Consider the following 15,686-nt stretch of genomic DNA (forward strand, 5'->3'; position numbering starts at 1 on the left):
GCTCCGCCGCAGGCTGATCCGCCGCGGTCTCGACGGCCTCATCCGCGAGATCGCCCTCGACCACGCGAACGGCCTGCTCGGCAAGACCGTCATCCACCCGACCCACGTCGCGGCGGTGCTGGCGTTCTGGGGCACGTCGTTCCTGCTCGTGCTCACCCCGGGCGCCGACTGGGCCTACATGATCAACGCCGGCCTCCGCCGTCGCTCGGTCGCCGCGGCCGTGGGCGGTCTCCTCGTCGGGTACGTCGCGCTGACCGTCCTCGTCGCCGCCGGCGTCGCCGCGCTGGTGGCGCGCTCACCCCAGGTGCTGACGGCGCTGACGCTCGTGGGGGCCACCTACCTCGTCGGGCTCGGGGTGAGTGCGTGGCGCTCCGCCTCGACCTCCGAGCCCGTGGGGCTCCCCGCTGCCGATGTCGCCGTCGCCCTCGCCGTACCGACGCCGCGGAGCGGCTGGTGGCGCCAGGCCGCGACGGGCGCCGGCACGAGCGGGCTGAACCCGAAGGCGCTCCTGCTGTTCCTGGCGCTGCTGCCGCAGTTCACCGACGCGAGCACGGGATGGCCCGTCGCGGTCCAGATCACGCTGCTTGGGCTGGTGCACGTCGTGAGCTGCGCGCTCGTCTACACGAGCGTCGGCCTGGGCGCCCGCACGCTGCTGGCCGACCGACCGGGTCTCGCCCGCGTCGTCACCCGCGCCTCGGCGGTCGCCATGATCGCCATCGGGCTCGGCCTCCTCGCGCGCCAGCTCCTGGGGTGATCCGACGGCGTCACCGCCGTCGCTGCGACGCGATCCACGTGTGGTCGCGGATCGCTGCGCTCACCTCGTCCCGCAGGCGCCGCGCCTCCGGACCCCGGTAGAGGTCCCGGTCGCGGAACTCCGAGCCCTCCCGGTGGGGCCCGCGGTCGTGGATGCGCCGCGCGAGGGTGGAGAGGTAGTCGTGCCCCTCGTCCCGGTACGCCGCGAGCTCGTCCTCGTCGAGCCGCACGAGCGCCGAGTCGTCAGCCATGGTGCTGACGACGTAGCGCGCGTCGAGGAACAGGGCGCCCCGCTCCTCGACCAGGAACCACGCGCCGGGCTCGTGGTCGACGTAGCGCATCGCGTCGCGCGCCGCGGCGATCCGGTCCGCGTCGCCCCACGCCTCGACCGGCGGCAGCGGCTCCATCGGTCGGCGCCGGGCCCCGTCGAGCGAGGTGCGGACGAGGGTCGGGTCGGCGCCGCGGGGCAGCGTCAGGCAGAGCACGGTGCCGCAGGTCGCGCAGGTCTGCTGCGCCTCGACCCGATCCACGAGCCCCGACGCGGCGAGGGGGAGCAGGTCGGCCAGCGGCACCCGGGACGGGTCCGCGCGCAGGCGTCCGTCGGCGACCGCCGTCGCGAGGGCGGCGACCGTGGCGTCGACGTCCATGACGTCACCCGGTCCACGCACGAGCAGGTCGACGCACACGGTGCAGAAGTCGGCGTCGGGCTGGCTGTCCCGGCCGGGCTGCTCGAGGCTGACGACGATCGCACGCAGGTTGCCCGGCTCCTTCCAGCCGCGGCGGTCCTGGTAGTCGCAGCGGGCGTAGGCCTCGTCGAGCACGAAGTACGGCGTGCCGAGGCCCCCGAAGCCACGGCGGGTGCCGACGGCCGCGTGCAGGGCGTCGAGGGTGTCGTCGGTCGCGCCCAGCCACGCGGTGACGTCGAGCCCCCGGGACACGCCCGGGGCGGGCACGACGTGGAAGGTCACCGCGGCGACCACGCCGTCCTGGAGGAGGAGCTCGCCGCCGGAGGCGAACCGGAGCCGCCGTGCCCGCCGCGGCGGCTCCCCCACGAGCCGCTCCTCGACCGCGACGGGGTCGCCCCCGAACGCGGTCCGGAGGCGCTCCACCGCGGGATCGGAGGCGTCCCTGGCCAGCGCGTCGACCGCGAGCGGGAGGCGGGTGCCGGTACGCCACGTCTGCATGCGGCGATTGTCCCCGGACGCGCGGGGGAAGGGCTGCCCGCATGGGTCTCAGCTACGCCTTCCTGGTCTGGTCGCGCACCGGCACGGTCGACCTCTCCCGGCCCGTCGCCCCGGAGCAGGCCGACGCGGTCGTGCGGCGCCTCTTCCCGCGCACGCCGTACGCACGGGTGGCGACGCACCCCCTCCTCGACGCGCGGATCCCGCCGCGGGAGGAGCCGTCGGTCGGGGTGTTCGTCGACGGGGTGCTGATGGCGACGCGGGACGCGCACCTCTACGACCCGGGGATCCTCCACCGCCGCTACCTCGAGCTCGAGGACTGGCCCGATCTGCGGCTCCTCACCTCGGACTCGACGCGCGACATGGTCGCGTACGGGCACTGGCTGCGGGGGGAGCAGGTGCGGTGCCTGTCGGTCAACGCGTTGCACGTCTACCGCGACCGCGGGGCGCCGGAGGGCTTCGAGGGCAGTGCCCCGGCCTCCGTCGACCGGTGGCTCGATCTCTCCAACGCCGCCCTCGCCACCGTGCTCGGCCTCGACGGGGACGTCTCGGTCCACCCCGGCAGGGTCGAGTGGCAGGACGTCGTCGTGCATCGTTACGCGCGGCCACCGCGCTGAGGGGTGGCAGGACGATGGACCGGAAGTTCGGGCGTTGCAGCAGGCGGAAACCCATGGGGGAGATGGAGCCCGACGAACGCGTGCGGTTGCTGCGCGTGTTGTACGTCCTCGTCGCGGTGGCGGCCCTGGCGCACGGCGGGCTGACGCTCGTGTGGCGGTGGCAGTTCCTGCGCTGGATCACGTCCGCCGCCGACGGTGTGCACCAGCAGTGGGCTCCCGTGGCCTCGGGCCTCGCGAGCGGGGCGCTGGGCCTCGCGGCCACCGCGGTGGTGGTTGCCGCGTGGACCGTCCGGGCCCGGTACGTCGTCGCGACCGCAGCGCTCCTCGTCCCGGTGGGCGCCGTCTCGTCCTCGGGGCCGTGGGCGCCGGAGGTGCCCGGCGTGTGGGGATACACCCCCGGAGCGAGCGGCCTCGACCTCTCGCCCGACCCCTTCGTCCTGGCGGCCGCCATCGACTGCATCACGCTCGTCGGCGCGCTGGTCCTGTTCGTGCTGGTCCCCCGCGCCCGCCGCCGGTCCCCGACCTCGTCGGACGACGTCATGCGCCCCGGTGGCGCCGGCGACCGCACCGCATGACGTCCGGAGCCCGGGCGGGGGTGGGGGCGCCCGGCATCATCGGGGCATGGCCTCCGACCACGTGGTGCTCCGTCCCGACGACGAGGACGTCGACGCCTACCGGCTGCTGACCGCACTCGTCGTGCCCCGGCCCATCGCCTGGGTCTCGACGATCTCGGCGGACGGGGTGGGCAACCTCGCGCCGTACTCGTTCTTCACCGTCGCCAGCGCCGACCCCCCGGTCGTGCAGGTGACGTCCGTCGGCGAGAAGGACACCCTGCGCAACGCCCGCGCGACCGGCGAGCTCACCATCAGCCTCGCCAGCGAGCCGCTGATCGACGCCGTCAACGCCACGAGCGCCGGCGTCGACCCGGAGGTCGACGAGGCCGACCGCGTGGGGCTCGCGATGGCGCCGAGCCAGGTGGTGGCGCCGCCGCGCGTCGCGGACTCGCCGGCGTCGCTCGAGTGCCGGCTCCGCACCACCGTCCCCGTCGGGGGCGCCACGCTGCTGCTCGCCGACGTCGTCGCCGTCACCATCGACCCCGCGGTGCTCGACGGGACGCACCCCCGCTTCGACCTCCTGGCCCCGCTGGCCCGCCTCGGCGGCACCGAGTGGGGCCTGCCCGGCGAGGTCGTCACCCGCGACCGGCCGAGCTGAGCGCGGGGCCTACGCCCCGGCGACGTACGCCGCGAGGTGCTGCCCGGTGAGCGTCGAGCGGTCGGCGACGAGGTCGGCGGGCGTGCCCTCGAAGACGACGCGACCGCCGTCGTGGCCGGCGCCGGGACCGAGGTCGATGATCCAGTCGGCGTGCGCCATGACCGCCTGGTGGTGCTCGATGACGACGACGGACTTGCCGGCGTCGACGAGCCGGTCGAGCAGGGCCAGGAGCTGCTCGACGTCGGCGAGGTGGAGGCCGGTGGTGGGCTCGTCGAGCACGTAGGTGCCGCCCTTCTCGCCCATGCGCGTCGCCAGCTTGATGCGCTGCCGCTCGCCGCCCGAGAGGGTGCTGAGCGGCTGGCCGAGCGTGACGTACCCCAGCCTCACGTCCGCCAGGTGCGTGAGGATCTTGTGGGCCGCGGGGAGCCTCGCGTCGCCGTCGGAGAAGAACGCGACGGCCTCGGAGACGGGCAGGTCGAGCACGTCGGCGATGCTCCGCCCGCCGAACGTGTAGTCGAGCACGTCGGCCGAGAACCGCCGCCCCTCGCAGACCTCGCACGTCGAGGTCACCGTCGCCATCGGCCCCAGGTCGGTGACGATGGTGCCCGCGCCGTTGCAGTGCGGGCACGCGCCCTCGGAGTTGGCGCTGAACAGCGCCGGCTTCACGCCGTTGGCCTTCGCGAAGGCCTTGCGGATGGGCTCGAGCAGACCCGTGTACGTCGCCGGGTTGCTCCGCCGCGAGCCCTTGATCGCCCCCTGGTCGACCACGACGACGCCCTCGCGCTTCGCCATGGCCCCGTGGATGAGGGAGCTCTTGCCGGATCCGGCGACGCCGGTGACGACCGTCAGCACGCCGAGCGGCACGTCGACGTCGACGTCCTGCAGGTTGTGGGTGTCGGCGCCGCGGATCTCCAGGTGCTCGGTGGCCGTGCGCACCTGCGGCTTGAGCGCGACGCGGTCGTCGAGGTGGCGACCGGTGAGGGTGTCGCTGGCGCGCAGCCCCTCGACGGTGCCCTCGAAGACGATCTCGCCGCCCGCGGAACCGGCCCGGGGGCCGAGGTCGACGACGTGGTCGGCGATCGCGATGGCCTCGGGCTTGTGCTCGACCACGAGCACCGTGTTGCCCTTGTCGCGCAGCCGCAGCAGCAGCTCGTTCATGCGCTGGATGTCGTGGGGGTGCAGCCCGATCGTGGGCTCGTCGAAGACGTAGGTCACGTCGGTCAGCGACGATCCGAGGTGCCGGATCATCTTCGTGCGTTGCGCCTCGCCGCCCGAGAGGGTGCCGGAGGGGCGGTCGAGCGAGAGGTAGCCCAGCCCGATGCCCACGAAGGAGTCGAGCAGGTCGCGCAGGTTGCGCAGCAGCGGCGCCACCGAGGGCTCGTCGAGACCGTGCGCCCAGGCGGCGAGGTCGCTGATCTGCATCGCGCAGGCGTCGGCGATGGAGATGCCGCCGACCTTCGACGACCGTGCCGCCTCGGTGAGGCGCGTGCCCGCGCACTCGGGACAGGTGGTGAACGTGACCGCCCGGTCGACGAACGCCCGCACGTGGGGCTGCATCGCCTCGCGGTCCTTCGAGAGGAACGACTTCTGGATCTGCGGGATGAGGCCGAGGTAGGTCAGGTTGACGCCGTCGACCTTGATCTTCGTCGCCTCCTGGTGGAGGAGGGCGTCGAGCTCGCGCTTCGAGTAGTCGGCGATCGGCTTGTCGGGGTCGAACCAGCCGCAGCCGCGGTAGATCCGCCCGTACCACCCCTCCATGCTGTAGCCCGGGATGGTCAGGGCGCCCTCGTTGAGGGACTTGGACGCGTCGTACAGCGCCGTCAGGTCGATGTCGTTGACGGCGCCGCGGCCCTCGCACCGGGGGCACATGCCACCGAGCACGGAGAAGGAGCGGCGCTCCTTGACCTCGCGGCCGCCCTTGGTCGTGGTCACCGCGCCGGCGCCGCTGATCGAGGCGACGTTGAAGGAGAAGGCCTGCGGCGGGCCGACGTGGGGATCGCCGAGCCGGCTGAAGAGGATGCGGAGCATCGCGTTGGCGTCGGTCGCCGTGCCCACCGTCGAGCGCGGGTCGGAGCCCATGCGCTCCTGGTCGACGATGATCGCGGTCGTCAGACCCTCGAGCACGTCGACGTCCGGCCGGGCCTGGGAGGGCATGAAGCCCTGGACGAACGAGCTGTAGGTCTCGTTGATCATCCGCTGCGACTCGGCGGCGATGGTCGCGAACACCAGCGAGCTCTTGCCGGATCCGGAGACGCCGGTGAAGACCGTCAGGCGCCGCTTGGGCAGCTCGACGCTCACGTCCTTCAGGTTGTTCTCCCGCGCGCCCACGACGCGGATGAGGTCGTGGGTGTCGGCGGCGTGGGGGCTCATGCGGGCAGTCTCCCGGGTGGGCGTGCTCCGACGGAAGCCTCCCCACGCCGGTGTAACGCGGTGTCCGGGCTACTCCACACGCGGTCGACCACCGCACGAGTAGCACGAACACCGCGTTACACGAGGAGTACGGCGGACACGGCGCCCCCTCCTGACCGAGACTCGGTCGGGTGACGCGACGCGAGCCCTCCGGCCTGTGGGTCCACGGGACCCCGTACCCGCCGACGGCTCCGTCCCCGCCGCCGCGGGCGTCGAGGGTGGCCGTGGGGGCGATGGTGGCCGTCGCCGTGCTCGTCGCGGGCGGCATCGGGTTCCTCGGGGTCGCCTTCTACGCGTACGCGAACCACGACCGTCTGGAGTTCATCGAGGACGACACCGTCCTCGCGACGGTCCGACCGGCCTGCGCCGACATCCGGCGCCTCGGCGAGCAGATCGAGCGGCCGGCGGGGGACCTCGACCGGCGGAAGGTGCAGCTCGACGCGGTGCTGGCGGCCGCCCGGCCGATCCCGGCGGCGGTGCTGGACCTCGACGACGACGTGCTCGACGGCGACCAGCCGGCCCGGTCGTGGGCCGAGGACTGGGGCCGCGTCATCGACGCCGTGTCCGGCTACCGGCGGGCCCTCGACGAGGACCCGGCGACGGCCGTGTTCCGCATGCCGGCCACCGACGACGGCTACACCGTGACGTTCCGGATGGACTACGCCGTCGAGGGTTGCGTGCTCCCGGCGGCGATCGAGGCCCTCGCGGAGGATCCCCCGCGGTCGGCGGCGGCAGTGGAGCGCTCCGACGAGGTGGACTGAGGGGCCGGGGGCGCGATCTCGTCGACCGTCACGTCGATGCGTCCACCGACGAGCGGGGCGACGGCGCGGCGTACCGCTGCCGTGGTCGTGCCGACCGAGGCCTCCCACGCCGTGACCACGTGCACGTCGCACCCGCTCAGGTGCAGTCGCACGCCGGTGACGAGGCGGTCCGGGAAGTAGGTGACGGCCAGGCCGTCGTGCCCGGGGTGCAGGCCGACGACGCCGGGAACGCCGAGCACGGCCTCCGCGACCTGCTCCGCCAGCGCGACGGGACGGCGGGCCGCAGCAGCGCGACGCCTCCGCCCGGCCGACCGCGGCTCGACCACGCGCGCGGCCCGCGGTCCGCGGCGCACCTTCTCCGGCGTCGTCATGAGGTTCCTCCCGAACTCGTTCCAACCCAGGGTGGTTGTCGGAAGACGCACGATCGTCACGCGGATGACGCGACGACCTGGCTCAGACGGACGTGGCGTCCACCACACGCCGCACGCGGGCCGCGTTGGTCACGGGGTTCTTCACGACCTCGAGGAACTCGTCCATGTGCCGCTCGAGGCCCGTGAACTTGTCGAAGGGGGCGCCCACGACGAGCTGGAACCCGAGGCCCTTCCAGGCGGCGACGGCACGCCCGGCGAACTCGGCGTCCGCCTTCACGAACCCCTCGTCGAGGAAGACCGGCGCGAACCGCGGCCGCGACCGCAGCTCGTCGCCGAGCCGGAAGCGCAGCGCCGCGCCGATGACGAACGCGATGAGCTCCTGCGACTCGCCGCCCGACTTCTCCCCGAGCGTGCGGTACCAGGCCTGGTGCGCCCCCGTGCGCGGGTCGTAGCGCTCGGCGGAGACCTCCACGTGCCGCCGCACGTCGAGGAGCGCGTCCCGCAGGCGCGCCTCGGCCGCCCCGGCGCGCGGGTCGTCGGCGGTGCGCAGCTGCGCCATGAACCTCTGGAGCCGCACGAACCGCGCCTCGAGCGCGTCCCCGGCGAGGCGCTCGCCCGTGCCCTGCGACAGCTCGCGCAGGTCGCCGAGGAACAGCGTCACCTCGGTCGGGGTCAGGCGCCGGATCCGGATGCGCAGCCGGTCGGAGCCCGCACCGAACGGCAGGCGCCGCAGGATGTCGTTGATGGGCGCGAGCCGGTCCTCGATGTCCTCGATCGCCGCGGCCATGGCGCCGGCGAGCGGCACGAGGTCCTGCCCCGACCAGTCGGCCAGCCGGCGACGCCACTCCTCGCGACGGTCGGCGAGCCCCGTGCGGCGGATCTCGGCGAGGATGTCGGCGTAGTCGCGATAGCTCGTCAGCGCCGTGCCGCGGTTCGGGTCGGGCCAGCGCTCGGCGTACAGCGTGAAGATGCGCACCAGCTCCCGCGACGCGGCCGCGATCTGCTCCGACGCGGTGCGCGCGGCCTCGCCGAGGCGGTCGCGCAGGCGCGAGCAGTTCTCGGCGAAGCGCTCCAGCGAGCCCTCGACGCCCGGCCCGACGGCGGCGGCGAACTCGGCGTCGAGACGGGCCGCCTGGTCGTCGGTGAGCTCCGCTGCCTGCTCGACGCGGTCGAGCTCGTCGTGGCAGGCGTCCTCGGCGTCGACCAGGCGGGCGTGCTCCTGCTCGAGCTCGGCGCGCTCGTCGGCGGCCAGCGTCCGTTCGACCTCGGCCGCACGCATGGCGGCCTCGATCTCGTCGACCTGCCCGGCCAGCGTGCGCAGGTGGGCGTCGGAGCCCAGCACCCGCTCCCGCTGCGCGCTCAGCTCGTCGCAGCGCTCCTGGCTGCTCGCCACGTCGAGGTCGGCGAACGGGATGTCAGCGATGGCCTGGTACGCCGCGACCCGCGCCTCGGTGGCCCGCTTCCGGCCGGCGACCTCCGTGCGCTCGCGGTCGAGCCCGTCGAGCTGGTCCTCGATCCGGCCCAGGGCCGCGTCGACGGCCGCGAGGGCCTCGGTGTTGGAGAAGCCGATGATGTCCGCGCCGCCGCTGCGGCCGTGGGAGCCGCGGCGGCCCGAGCGCGTCTGGCCCGCCAGGGTGACCCGGAAGCCCCCGCCGTCGAGGTCCGCGGCGGACTCGACGCAGAGGGCGTCGCGGGAGGGGTCGGCGAGGTACCAGCGCACCCAGCCCGCGAACGGCCCGTCCTGGTGGTCGAGCTTCCCCGAGATGCGGTCGGAGGAGCCCGGGGCCGGCGGGTCGACGTCGAGGTCGGCGCCGACGAACGTGATCCGCCGCGGCAGGTCGAGGTGGTCGATCGCGGCGGAGAAGTCGCGCAGCCTCTCGGCCGGCACCAGCAGCTGGCGGGCCGCGCCGCCCAGCACCGTCTCGATCGCGGTGCGCCACCGCTCCTCGTCGGGCCGCACCTCGATGAGCTCGGCCAGGAACGGCAGCTCGGCGGTGGTCAGGCCCGCGGCCTCCGTGAGCAGCCGGCGGATCTCGTCGAGCTCGCGCGGCACGCGACCGCGGCGACCGGCCAGCGACGCCCGGTCCTTGCGCAGCTCCGCGCGGCGCTCGAGCAGGGGGCCCTGGCGCCGGGCCACGTCGACGACGCCGTCCTCGAGGCGGGCGAGCTCCGCGTCGTACCCCGCCAGGAAGACGCGCCCCTCGGCCTGGGCCGCGGCGTAGGACTCCGCCGAGGTGAGGTCGACGCCGAGCACGGCCGCCCGCGGGGCGAGCCGGTCGCGGCGCTCGGCGAGCTCCTCGGCCCGGGCCTGCTCCTTCTTCAGCTCCGCGCCGAGCAGCTCGAGCGTCTCGCCGCCCGCGCCGCGGTGGGCCTCGCGGGCGGTCGACAGCTCGACCTGGAGGTCGGCGAGCGTGCGGGCGTTGCTCGCCCGCCGGTCGCGGTTGGTCTCGCGGGCCGCCTGGTTGGCGCGCACGGCCTCGGCCAGCAGGCCGGCGTGGCGGCGCAGCTCCCAGAGCCGCAGGGGCGAGGGCCCGGGGGAGGTGGCGCCGTAGGCGTCGAGCTCGCCGATCCGGTCCTGCGCCGCGACGAGCACGCGGTGGTGGTCCTCGATCGGGGCCAGCAGGTCGGACTTCTGCTGCTCGGTCACCATCGTCTCGTAGGACGCCTCGAGGTCGTCGAAGTGCTCGACGGCGCGGTCGGCGGCGGCGTACGTCGCGGGTCGCTCGAGCACCATCTCCTTGTAGAGCTCGTCGACCGAGCGCACCGGCTGCGAGGCCTGGATGCGCGCGAGCAGCCGCAGCGCCTTGTCGCCGTCGCCGTTCGCGCCGATGCCGAGCCGCGCGTGGAGGCGGGCCGCGAAGACGGCATAGGTCTCGTGGCACTGCAACCGCGGGAACAGTGCCCGCAGCTCGCGCGGCGCGAAGCGGGAGCCGACGGCCTGCTGCAGCTCGGAGAGGTCGAGCTCGCCCTCCACCGTCGCGAGGCGGGTGAGCACGTCGCTCGTGCGGGTGGCGCGGCGCGGGACGTAGAAGATGCGCAGCACCGTGAACCGCCGCTGCCGGTCGTCGACGAACGTCGCGGCGACCGCGCCCCAGGTGTCCTCGTCGGAGCCGCGGAGGGTGACCTGCCGCGACCCGCCACCGGCGCGGTCCTCGGCCTGGTCGACGACACCGCGCAGGTAGGACAACGGGCTGCGCTGCCCCGCCGAGCGCGCCCGCCCGGGGGCGACGTCGTTGGAGGCGCCGTTGAGGCGGGTGTCGGACGGCATCATCAGCGTCGTCCACGCGTCGAGCAGCGAGGACTTGCCGACGCCGGACGCGCCGGTCAGCAGCGTGGTCTCGCTGTGCAGCGGCACGACGTGGTGACCGTTGAAACCGCCCCAGTTGACGAGCTGCAGCGAGGTGATCCGCCACTGCGTGCTGCCCTCGGTGGCGCCGTGCATGCCGAAGAGCGCCTCGTCGGCGGCCTCCATGAGGCCCTCGTCGGGCACCTCGGGGGCCGTGTACGCCGCGAGATCGGCCGCGTCGAGCGTCGGGTCCGCCTCGAGCTCGGGCTCGGTGGCCGGCCCGGTGGTCTCCGTCGTCTCCTCGGTCACGCCTCGTCCTCGGGGGTCTCGTCGGTCGCGGGGGCCCCGCCGCCGGTGGCCTGGTCGGTGGCCTGGTCGGTGGCCTGCTCCTCCAGCCAGGACAGCAGGTCGACGAGCCGCTCCAGGGGGAGCAGGGTCTCGACGGCCGGGCTGATCTCGAAGCGCTCGGCCGTCGCCGGGCCCAGGAGCAGGCCGGCCTTGTAGACCGAGGCCACCGCGTTGCGCGCCCGGGCCTCGTCGCCGGCGTCGTCGGTGGCGTCGGCCGGGCGCATCGACAGCAGGTGCTCGACGATCTCGGCGACGTCCACCCAGGAGCGCTCCTCGCCCCGCGCGGTGTCGGTGAAGTGACGGTTGCGGAGGAAGACCAGCGTGATCGTCTCCTCGCGGTTCCAGGCCGTGTCGTGCAGCAGCGTGGGGAAGCGGCCGCCGGCCTCGGGGACGGCCTGACGCTTGAAGGCCACCTCGCGCTCGGTGTCCACGACGAGTTCGAGGAAGAGGTCGTTGAGGCGCGACACGATCGCGCGCGGGTTCTCCATGAGGGCCGCCCACTCGCGGGGGTGGGTGCGGGCCGTGATGAACCGGAGCTTCACCAGCGCGAGGAGGGCGCGGCGCTGCTCGAGCAGGAGCCCGCCCTCGTCGCCGTCGAACAGCGACAGCGAGCTCGTCGACTCCAGCTCGGGGTTGAGGTCGACCCCGGTGTCGGTGTCGGTCATCGGGCGTCCTCCGGGAGGTCGGGGTCGTCGGGGTGCGTCGTGCGGGTCAGCACCGTCGGCAGGCGCAGCGTGCGGGTCGAGCCGTCGGGGCGCACTGTGACCACGTCGGTCGACCCGTCGCCGTCCACCAGCCCGCGTCGCTCCGCGAGGTGCAGGAGGCCGATGACCTCGACGGGCCGCCGCAGGTGCACCGGCAGGGAGTCGAAGAGCTCGGCGATCGTCGCCGGACCCGGCAGCAGCATCGGGTCGAGGACCGTGTCGAGGGCGTCGCCGAGGTCGGTGAGGGACGGACCGCCGGCCGCGCGCAGCTCGTCCCAGGAGACGTCGCCGCCGTCGGTGTCGTCGACCGGCTCCAGCGGCGGCGGCACCCGCTCCTCGCTGGGGTCGAAGAAGCGCTCGCGGAGGTGGTCGACGCCCGCCCGCTCCGCGAGCAGCGGTACGCCGGCGGTCGCGCGGGGGCCGGTCGCGGCGTACCAGGTGCCGAGGCGCCCCTCGAGGTGCCGCAGCACGCGCTCGAGCTCGCGGTCGCGGTTGACGTCGCGGGACTCGATGTTGCTGCGGAGCGTCGCGGTCGCGCGGTTGCGCTGCACGAGCACCCGGTCGAGGCCCGCGCGGATGAGCTTGACGGTGTCGCGCAGCTCGCGGCGGTCGGCCTCGGACAGGATCGCGTCGGTGCTCGGGTGCTCCAGCAGGGCCGCGATGTCGGCGCGCAGCTGGCCGAGCAGGTCCTCGTCGCGCAGGAGGGGGAAAGCGCCCTCGAACGCCCGCCCCTCGGGGGTCGCCGTGGTGAGCTGGTCGATGCGCGCCAGGTAGTCGTCGACGAGCTCGCCCGCAGGCCGCTCGTCGGCCCGGAAGGCGTCGTGGATGTCGTTGCGGATCCGCGCGAACGCCTCCTCGACCCGCGCGAAGTCGCTGGGGAGCGCGCTGACGAGGGAGCGGAGCTCGCCGAAGCCCTCCGCCATGTAGTCCTCGCTCGCGGGCGGCATCTCCCCGCCGTCGATCAGCCGGTCGCGCTCGACGCGGAGCCGGTTGATCTCGTCGTTGAGCAGGGTGACGCGGGTGGTGCGGTCGGGGTTCGCCTCGGAGTTGAAGCGCCGGAACGCCGACACGATCGTCGCCACCCGGTGCTCCGACAGGGTCGCGCGCTCGCGGGCGAGGGAGCGCGCCTGCTCGAGCGACTCCTGCGCGGACGAGGTCAGCACGTAGACCTCCCCGTCCCCGTCCGCCGCGTTGGCCCGGATCAGCCACTTGCGGCGCATCCAGGTGAGGCACAGCTCGCGTCCGGTGCCGGTGGGCAGGCCCTCGACACCGGCCATGCGCAGCTCGCCCAGGTAGGTCTCCACCTGGTGGTGCAGGCGGCTCGTCGGCACGGGCTGGTTGTCGCGGCCGAACGCCAGCCGGAAGATCGTCAGCACCAGCGGCGCGTGCTGCTGGTGCAGGAGGCGGAGCGTCGGCTGCTCGAACGCCTCGCGCATGCGCGCGAGCTCGTCGGCGACGTCGCTCATCGCAGTCCTCCCAGCCGTGTCGTGACCGGGTGAGGATGCCACGGCGGACGGCCACGGGCTTAGTCGAGCCCCCAGGAGGAGACGTGGGTCGGCGTCAGGCGGATGGCGGCGGCGTCCGCGTCGTACCGTGCCGGGCCGCGCAGCGTCACCCCCCACGGGTGCCAGCCCGGGCCGTCGCCCACCCCGTCGATGACGGCGGCCGCCCACGGGTGGGCGGCGACGTTGCGCGCCCGCGCGGTACCGGCCAGGGACCGCCCCGTCAGCAGCAGGTCGCCGGTGGCGGGGTCGTGCTTCCAGACGGTGGGTACGACGTGGGGCAGGCCGTCGGCGTCCACGGTGGCCATCCGGGCCAGGCCGGTGGGGCGGGACAGGACGCGGAGCTCGGCGTCGGTCGGAGCGCGGCGGGGCATGGCGACGATGGGACAACCTCGACCGCGGTTGAGGTCAAGTCGCGGGCACGCGTCCCCTCCCGGAGGTGCTCGGAGGGCTTGGACACAACCGGCACCCGCGCCGCATCCGTCAGCAGCTCGATCCGCCTGATGCGCTCCCTCACGGGGTCGTAGGGGCTGCTGGGTCTCGATCCTCGAGATCAAAGCGCCGTTCGGGCGGGGCAGGGGCCGGTGGTGAGGGCGGCCCGGGTGCCGGTTGTGTCCAAGCCCTCAGAGGTGCGTCGAACCTGGAGGCCATCGCGGGAGACCTCCTCCGGCCCGGGCCGCGCAGGTGCCGGGGGGAGACGGACGTGCCGCGGGCCGACGCCCCCCGACGTCGACCCGCGGCACGGATCAGGGTCCTGCGCGCCGGCGCGCAGGGTCAGCCGGCGTCCGCCACCCGCCACGGGGAGCTGCGGCGGGTGCTCGGCTCCTTGTCGCGCGAGGGGCGCGTGGCCTCCCAGAGCTGGTCGTCGTGCACCACCCGGTCGCCCTTGCGGTAGCGCTGCTCGCTGCTCCAGTCGGGCGCCCCGGGCACGCCGTTGACGGTCTCGGTGCTCTCCGCCAGGGCCTGCGTGGCGTGGCCGATGGCCGGCGCCATGATGTCGAGCGCCTCCTGCGACACGTTCGTGATGTCGTCCGCGGGGGTGTGGTAGTTCGGGTCGAGCAGCTCGCCCGCCGTCCCGCCGAAGGTCGCCGCCTCCTCCTCGGTCTTCACGCCGTCGGCGCCGGTGAACAGGCCCGAGGCGGGGATGCCGTTGGTGATGAAGGCCTGGTAGTCGCTGCGGCCCGAGAACTCCGAGTCGACCCAGGGCTGGTCGACGGAGTCGAAGTAGTCGGTGAACACGCTCTCGGTCGCGATGGAGCCCTCGGGCACCTCGACCGGGGCCTCGTAGGTCGACTCGTCCGCGTCGTACACCCCGATCGTGTAGTTCGGCGAGCCCACCATGTCGAAGTTGAGGTAGGTCGCGATCGACTCCAGCCCGGCCGGGTCGTTCGTCGCCAGGTCGTCGACGTAGTGCGCGGAGCCGAGCAGGCCGATCTCCTCGGCGCCCCACCAGGCGAAGCGGACCTTGTTGTTGAGCGGACCGGCCTCGGCCAGCTGCACGGCCGTCTCGAGGATCGCCGCCGAGCCGGAGCCGTTGTCGTTGATCCCCGGGCCGTCCGGCACGCCGTCGAGGTGCGCCCCGACCATGACGACGTTGGAGTCGCGGCCGGTCGGCGTCTCGGCGAGCACGTTGAAGGTCTCGACCGACTCGACCGACGCCTGCAGGTCGAACGTGGCCGTGAGCGGGCCGGCGGTGAGCGCCTCCCGCAGCGCCGCGCCCTCGGCCTGGGTGACGCCGACCGCGGGGGCCGATCCGTCGAGGGTCTCGCCGAGCGTGCCGTTGAGGACACCGTCGGTGTTGTTCGCGACGACCACGCCGGCCGCTCCCGCCTCGCCGGCCGCCGTCGCCTTCTGGCCGAAGGAGCAGGTGCCGCGGTCGACGAGGACGACGTCGCCCGTGACGTCCCCACCCGCGTACGCCGCCGCGTCGCAGCCCAGCGGGTCCGTCGCCGGCGTCGTCAGCGGCGCGGTGACGCCACCGGCGGGCGTCGAGGAGGAGTACGACATGGCGACCGGCTCGAGCGCGGTGCCCGGCACCTCGAGCACGAGGGTCTCGACCTCGTAGGTCTCCACGTCGAAGTACTGGCGCTCCGGCGCGTAGCCGGCCTCCGTCAGCACCTCCTCGACGTAGGCCGCGCCGGCCTCGTAGCCCGGCGTGCCCACGGCGCGGTTGCCGCCGTTCGCCTCGGCGATCGCCTGCAGCTGCTCCAGGTGGTCGTGGACCGCGGCGCCCGTGACCGTCTCGGACAGGTCGGGCGCGTCGTGCCCGTGGCCAGGACCGTGTCCGTGGCCAGGGCCGTTCCCGTGCCCAGGCCCGTGCCCAGGCCCGTGTCCGTGGCCGGGGCCGGGGCCCCGGTCGTCGTCCCCGGGTCCGGCGGCAGCCGGGCCGGTGGCCGCGGCCACCGCGAGACCGGTGACGACGGCCGTCACGGTCCCCATCACCGGACGCCTGGTGCGTCCGGACAGCATCGAGCTCGTCCTCACGTGTACCTCCCGATCGAGCACCCCGAGTGCCCTCGTTCGTCCGCGCGGCGCACCCCGA

13 protein-coding genes are annotated in these 15,686 nt (G+C 74.3%); 5 read left to right on the top strand and 8 right to left on the bottom strand.

What is annotated here, in order from left to right:
* The coding region (locus G3T38_RS07545; RefSeq protein ID WP_163771784.1) for a LysE family translocator at positions 1-754 on the top strand (754 nt) is incomplete at its 5' end.
* A gap of 10 nt (positions 755-764) precedes the next feature.
* On the opposite strand, the gene G3T38_RS07550 is transcribed toward G3T38_RS07545, so the two are convergent.
* Positions 765-1,937 (bottom strand): hypothetical protein, encoded by a 1,173-nt coding sequence (locus G3T38_RS07550; protein WP_163771537.1) that lies wholly within the window; start codon positions 1,935-1,937, stop codon positions 765-767.
* Positions 1,938-1,978: 41 nt separating this feature from the next.
* Here G3T38_RS07550 and G3T38_RS07555 point away from each other — a divergent pair, with 41 nt between their 5' ends.
* From G3T38_RS07555 to G3T38_RS07565, 3 genes are read left to right on the top strand one after another with little or no spacing between them, the layout of a single operon-like run.
* Entirely contained in the window at positions 1,979-2,551 is a 573-nt protein-coding gene (locus G3T38_RS07555) for a DUF6928 family protein (protein WP_163771539.1), read from the top strand.
* Between the two features lie 53 nt (positions 2,552-2,604).
* Positions 2,605-3,126: a hypothetical protein gene (locus G3T38_RS07560; protein WP_163771541.1), complete on the top strand. Its 522-nt coding sequence runs from the start codon at positions 2,605-2,607 to the stop codon at positions 3,124-3,126.
* Between the two features lie 46 nt (positions 3,127-3,172).
* Positions 3,173-3,763: a flavin reductase family protein gene (locus tag G3T38_RS07565; RefSeq protein WP_163771543.1), complete on the top strand. Its 591-nt coding sequence runs from the start codon at positions 3,173-3,175 to the stop codon at positions 3,761-3,763.
* Positions 3,764-3,772: 9 nt separating this feature from the next.
* Here G3T38_RS07565 and G3T38_RS07570 read toward each other — a convergent pair whose 3' ends face one another.
* Positions 3,773-6,133, bottom strand: coding sequence for an ATP-binding cassette domain-containing protein (locus G3T38_RS07570; RefSeq protein ID WP_163771545.1), 2,361 nt, complete (start codon positions 6,131-6,133; stop codon positions 3,773-3,775).
* A gap of 263 nt (positions 6,134-6,396) precedes the next feature.
* Between G3T38_RS07570 and G3T38_RS07575 the strand changes: the two genes are divergently transcribed.
* On the top strand, positions 6,397-6,933 hold the full coding sequence (locus G3T38_RS07575; protein ID WP_163771546.1) for a hypothetical protein: 537 nt from the start codon (positions 6,397-6,399) through the stop codon (positions 6,931-6,933).
* Here the strand turns inward: G3T38_RS07575 and G3T38_RS21000 are convergent.
* From G3T38_RS21000 to G3T38_RS07605, 6 genes are all read right to left on the bottom strand, one after another.
* Positions 6,831-7,304, bottom strand: coding sequence for a hypothetical protein (locus G3T38_RS21000; RefSeq protein WP_194247568.1), 474 nt, complete (start codon positions 7,302-7,304; stop codon positions 6,831-6,833). The two genes, G3T38_RS07575 and G3T38_RS21000, sit on opposite strands and share 103 nt — an antisense overlap.
* 82 nt (positions 7,305-7,386) lie before the next feature.
* Positions 7,387-10,899 (bottom strand): SbcC/MukB-like Walker B domain-containing protein, encoded by a 3,513-nt coding sequence (locus G3T38_RS07585; protein ID WP_163771549.1) that lies wholly within the window; start codon positions 10,897-10,899, stop codon positions 7,387-7,389.
* Entirely contained in the window at positions 10,896-11,603 is a 708-nt protein-coding gene (locus tag G3T38_RS07590; RefSeq protein WP_163771550.1) for a DUF4194 domain-containing protein, read from the bottom strand. The genes G3T38_RS07585 and G3T38_RS07590 overlap by 4 nt, the downstream gene beginning before the upstream one ends.
* Positions 11,600-13,108 carry a DUF3375 domain-containing protein gene (locus G3T38_RS07595; protein ID WP_163771552.1) on the bottom strand — a complete coding sequence of 503 codons (1,509 nt, stop codon included), beginning with the start codon at positions 13,106-13,108 and terminating at the stop codon, positions 11,600-11,602. The genes G3T38_RS07590 and G3T38_RS07595 overlap by 4 nt, the downstream gene beginning before the upstream one ends.
* Before the next feature lie 59 nt (positions 13,109-13,167).
* On the bottom strand, positions 13,168-13,518 hold the full coding sequence (locus G3T38_RS07600) for a pyridoxamine 5'-phosphate oxidase family protein (RefSeq protein ID WP_163771554.1): 351 nt from the start codon (positions 13,516-13,518) through the stop codon (positions 13,168-13,170).
* 400 nt (positions 13,519-13,918) lie between these two features.
* On the bottom strand, positions 13,919-15,583 hold the full coding sequence (locus G3T38_RS07605) for a M20/M25/M40 family metallo-hydrolase (protein ID WP_163771556.1): 1,665 nt from the start codon (positions 15,581-15,583) through the stop codon (positions 13,919-13,921).
* Positions 15,584-15,686: the final 103 nt, after the last annotated feature.

It is taken from the genome of Nocardioides zeae, from assembly GCF_010686755.1.
GTDB lineage: Bacteria > Actinomycetota > Actinomycetes > Propionibacteriales > Nocardioidaceae > Nocardioides > Nocardioides zeae.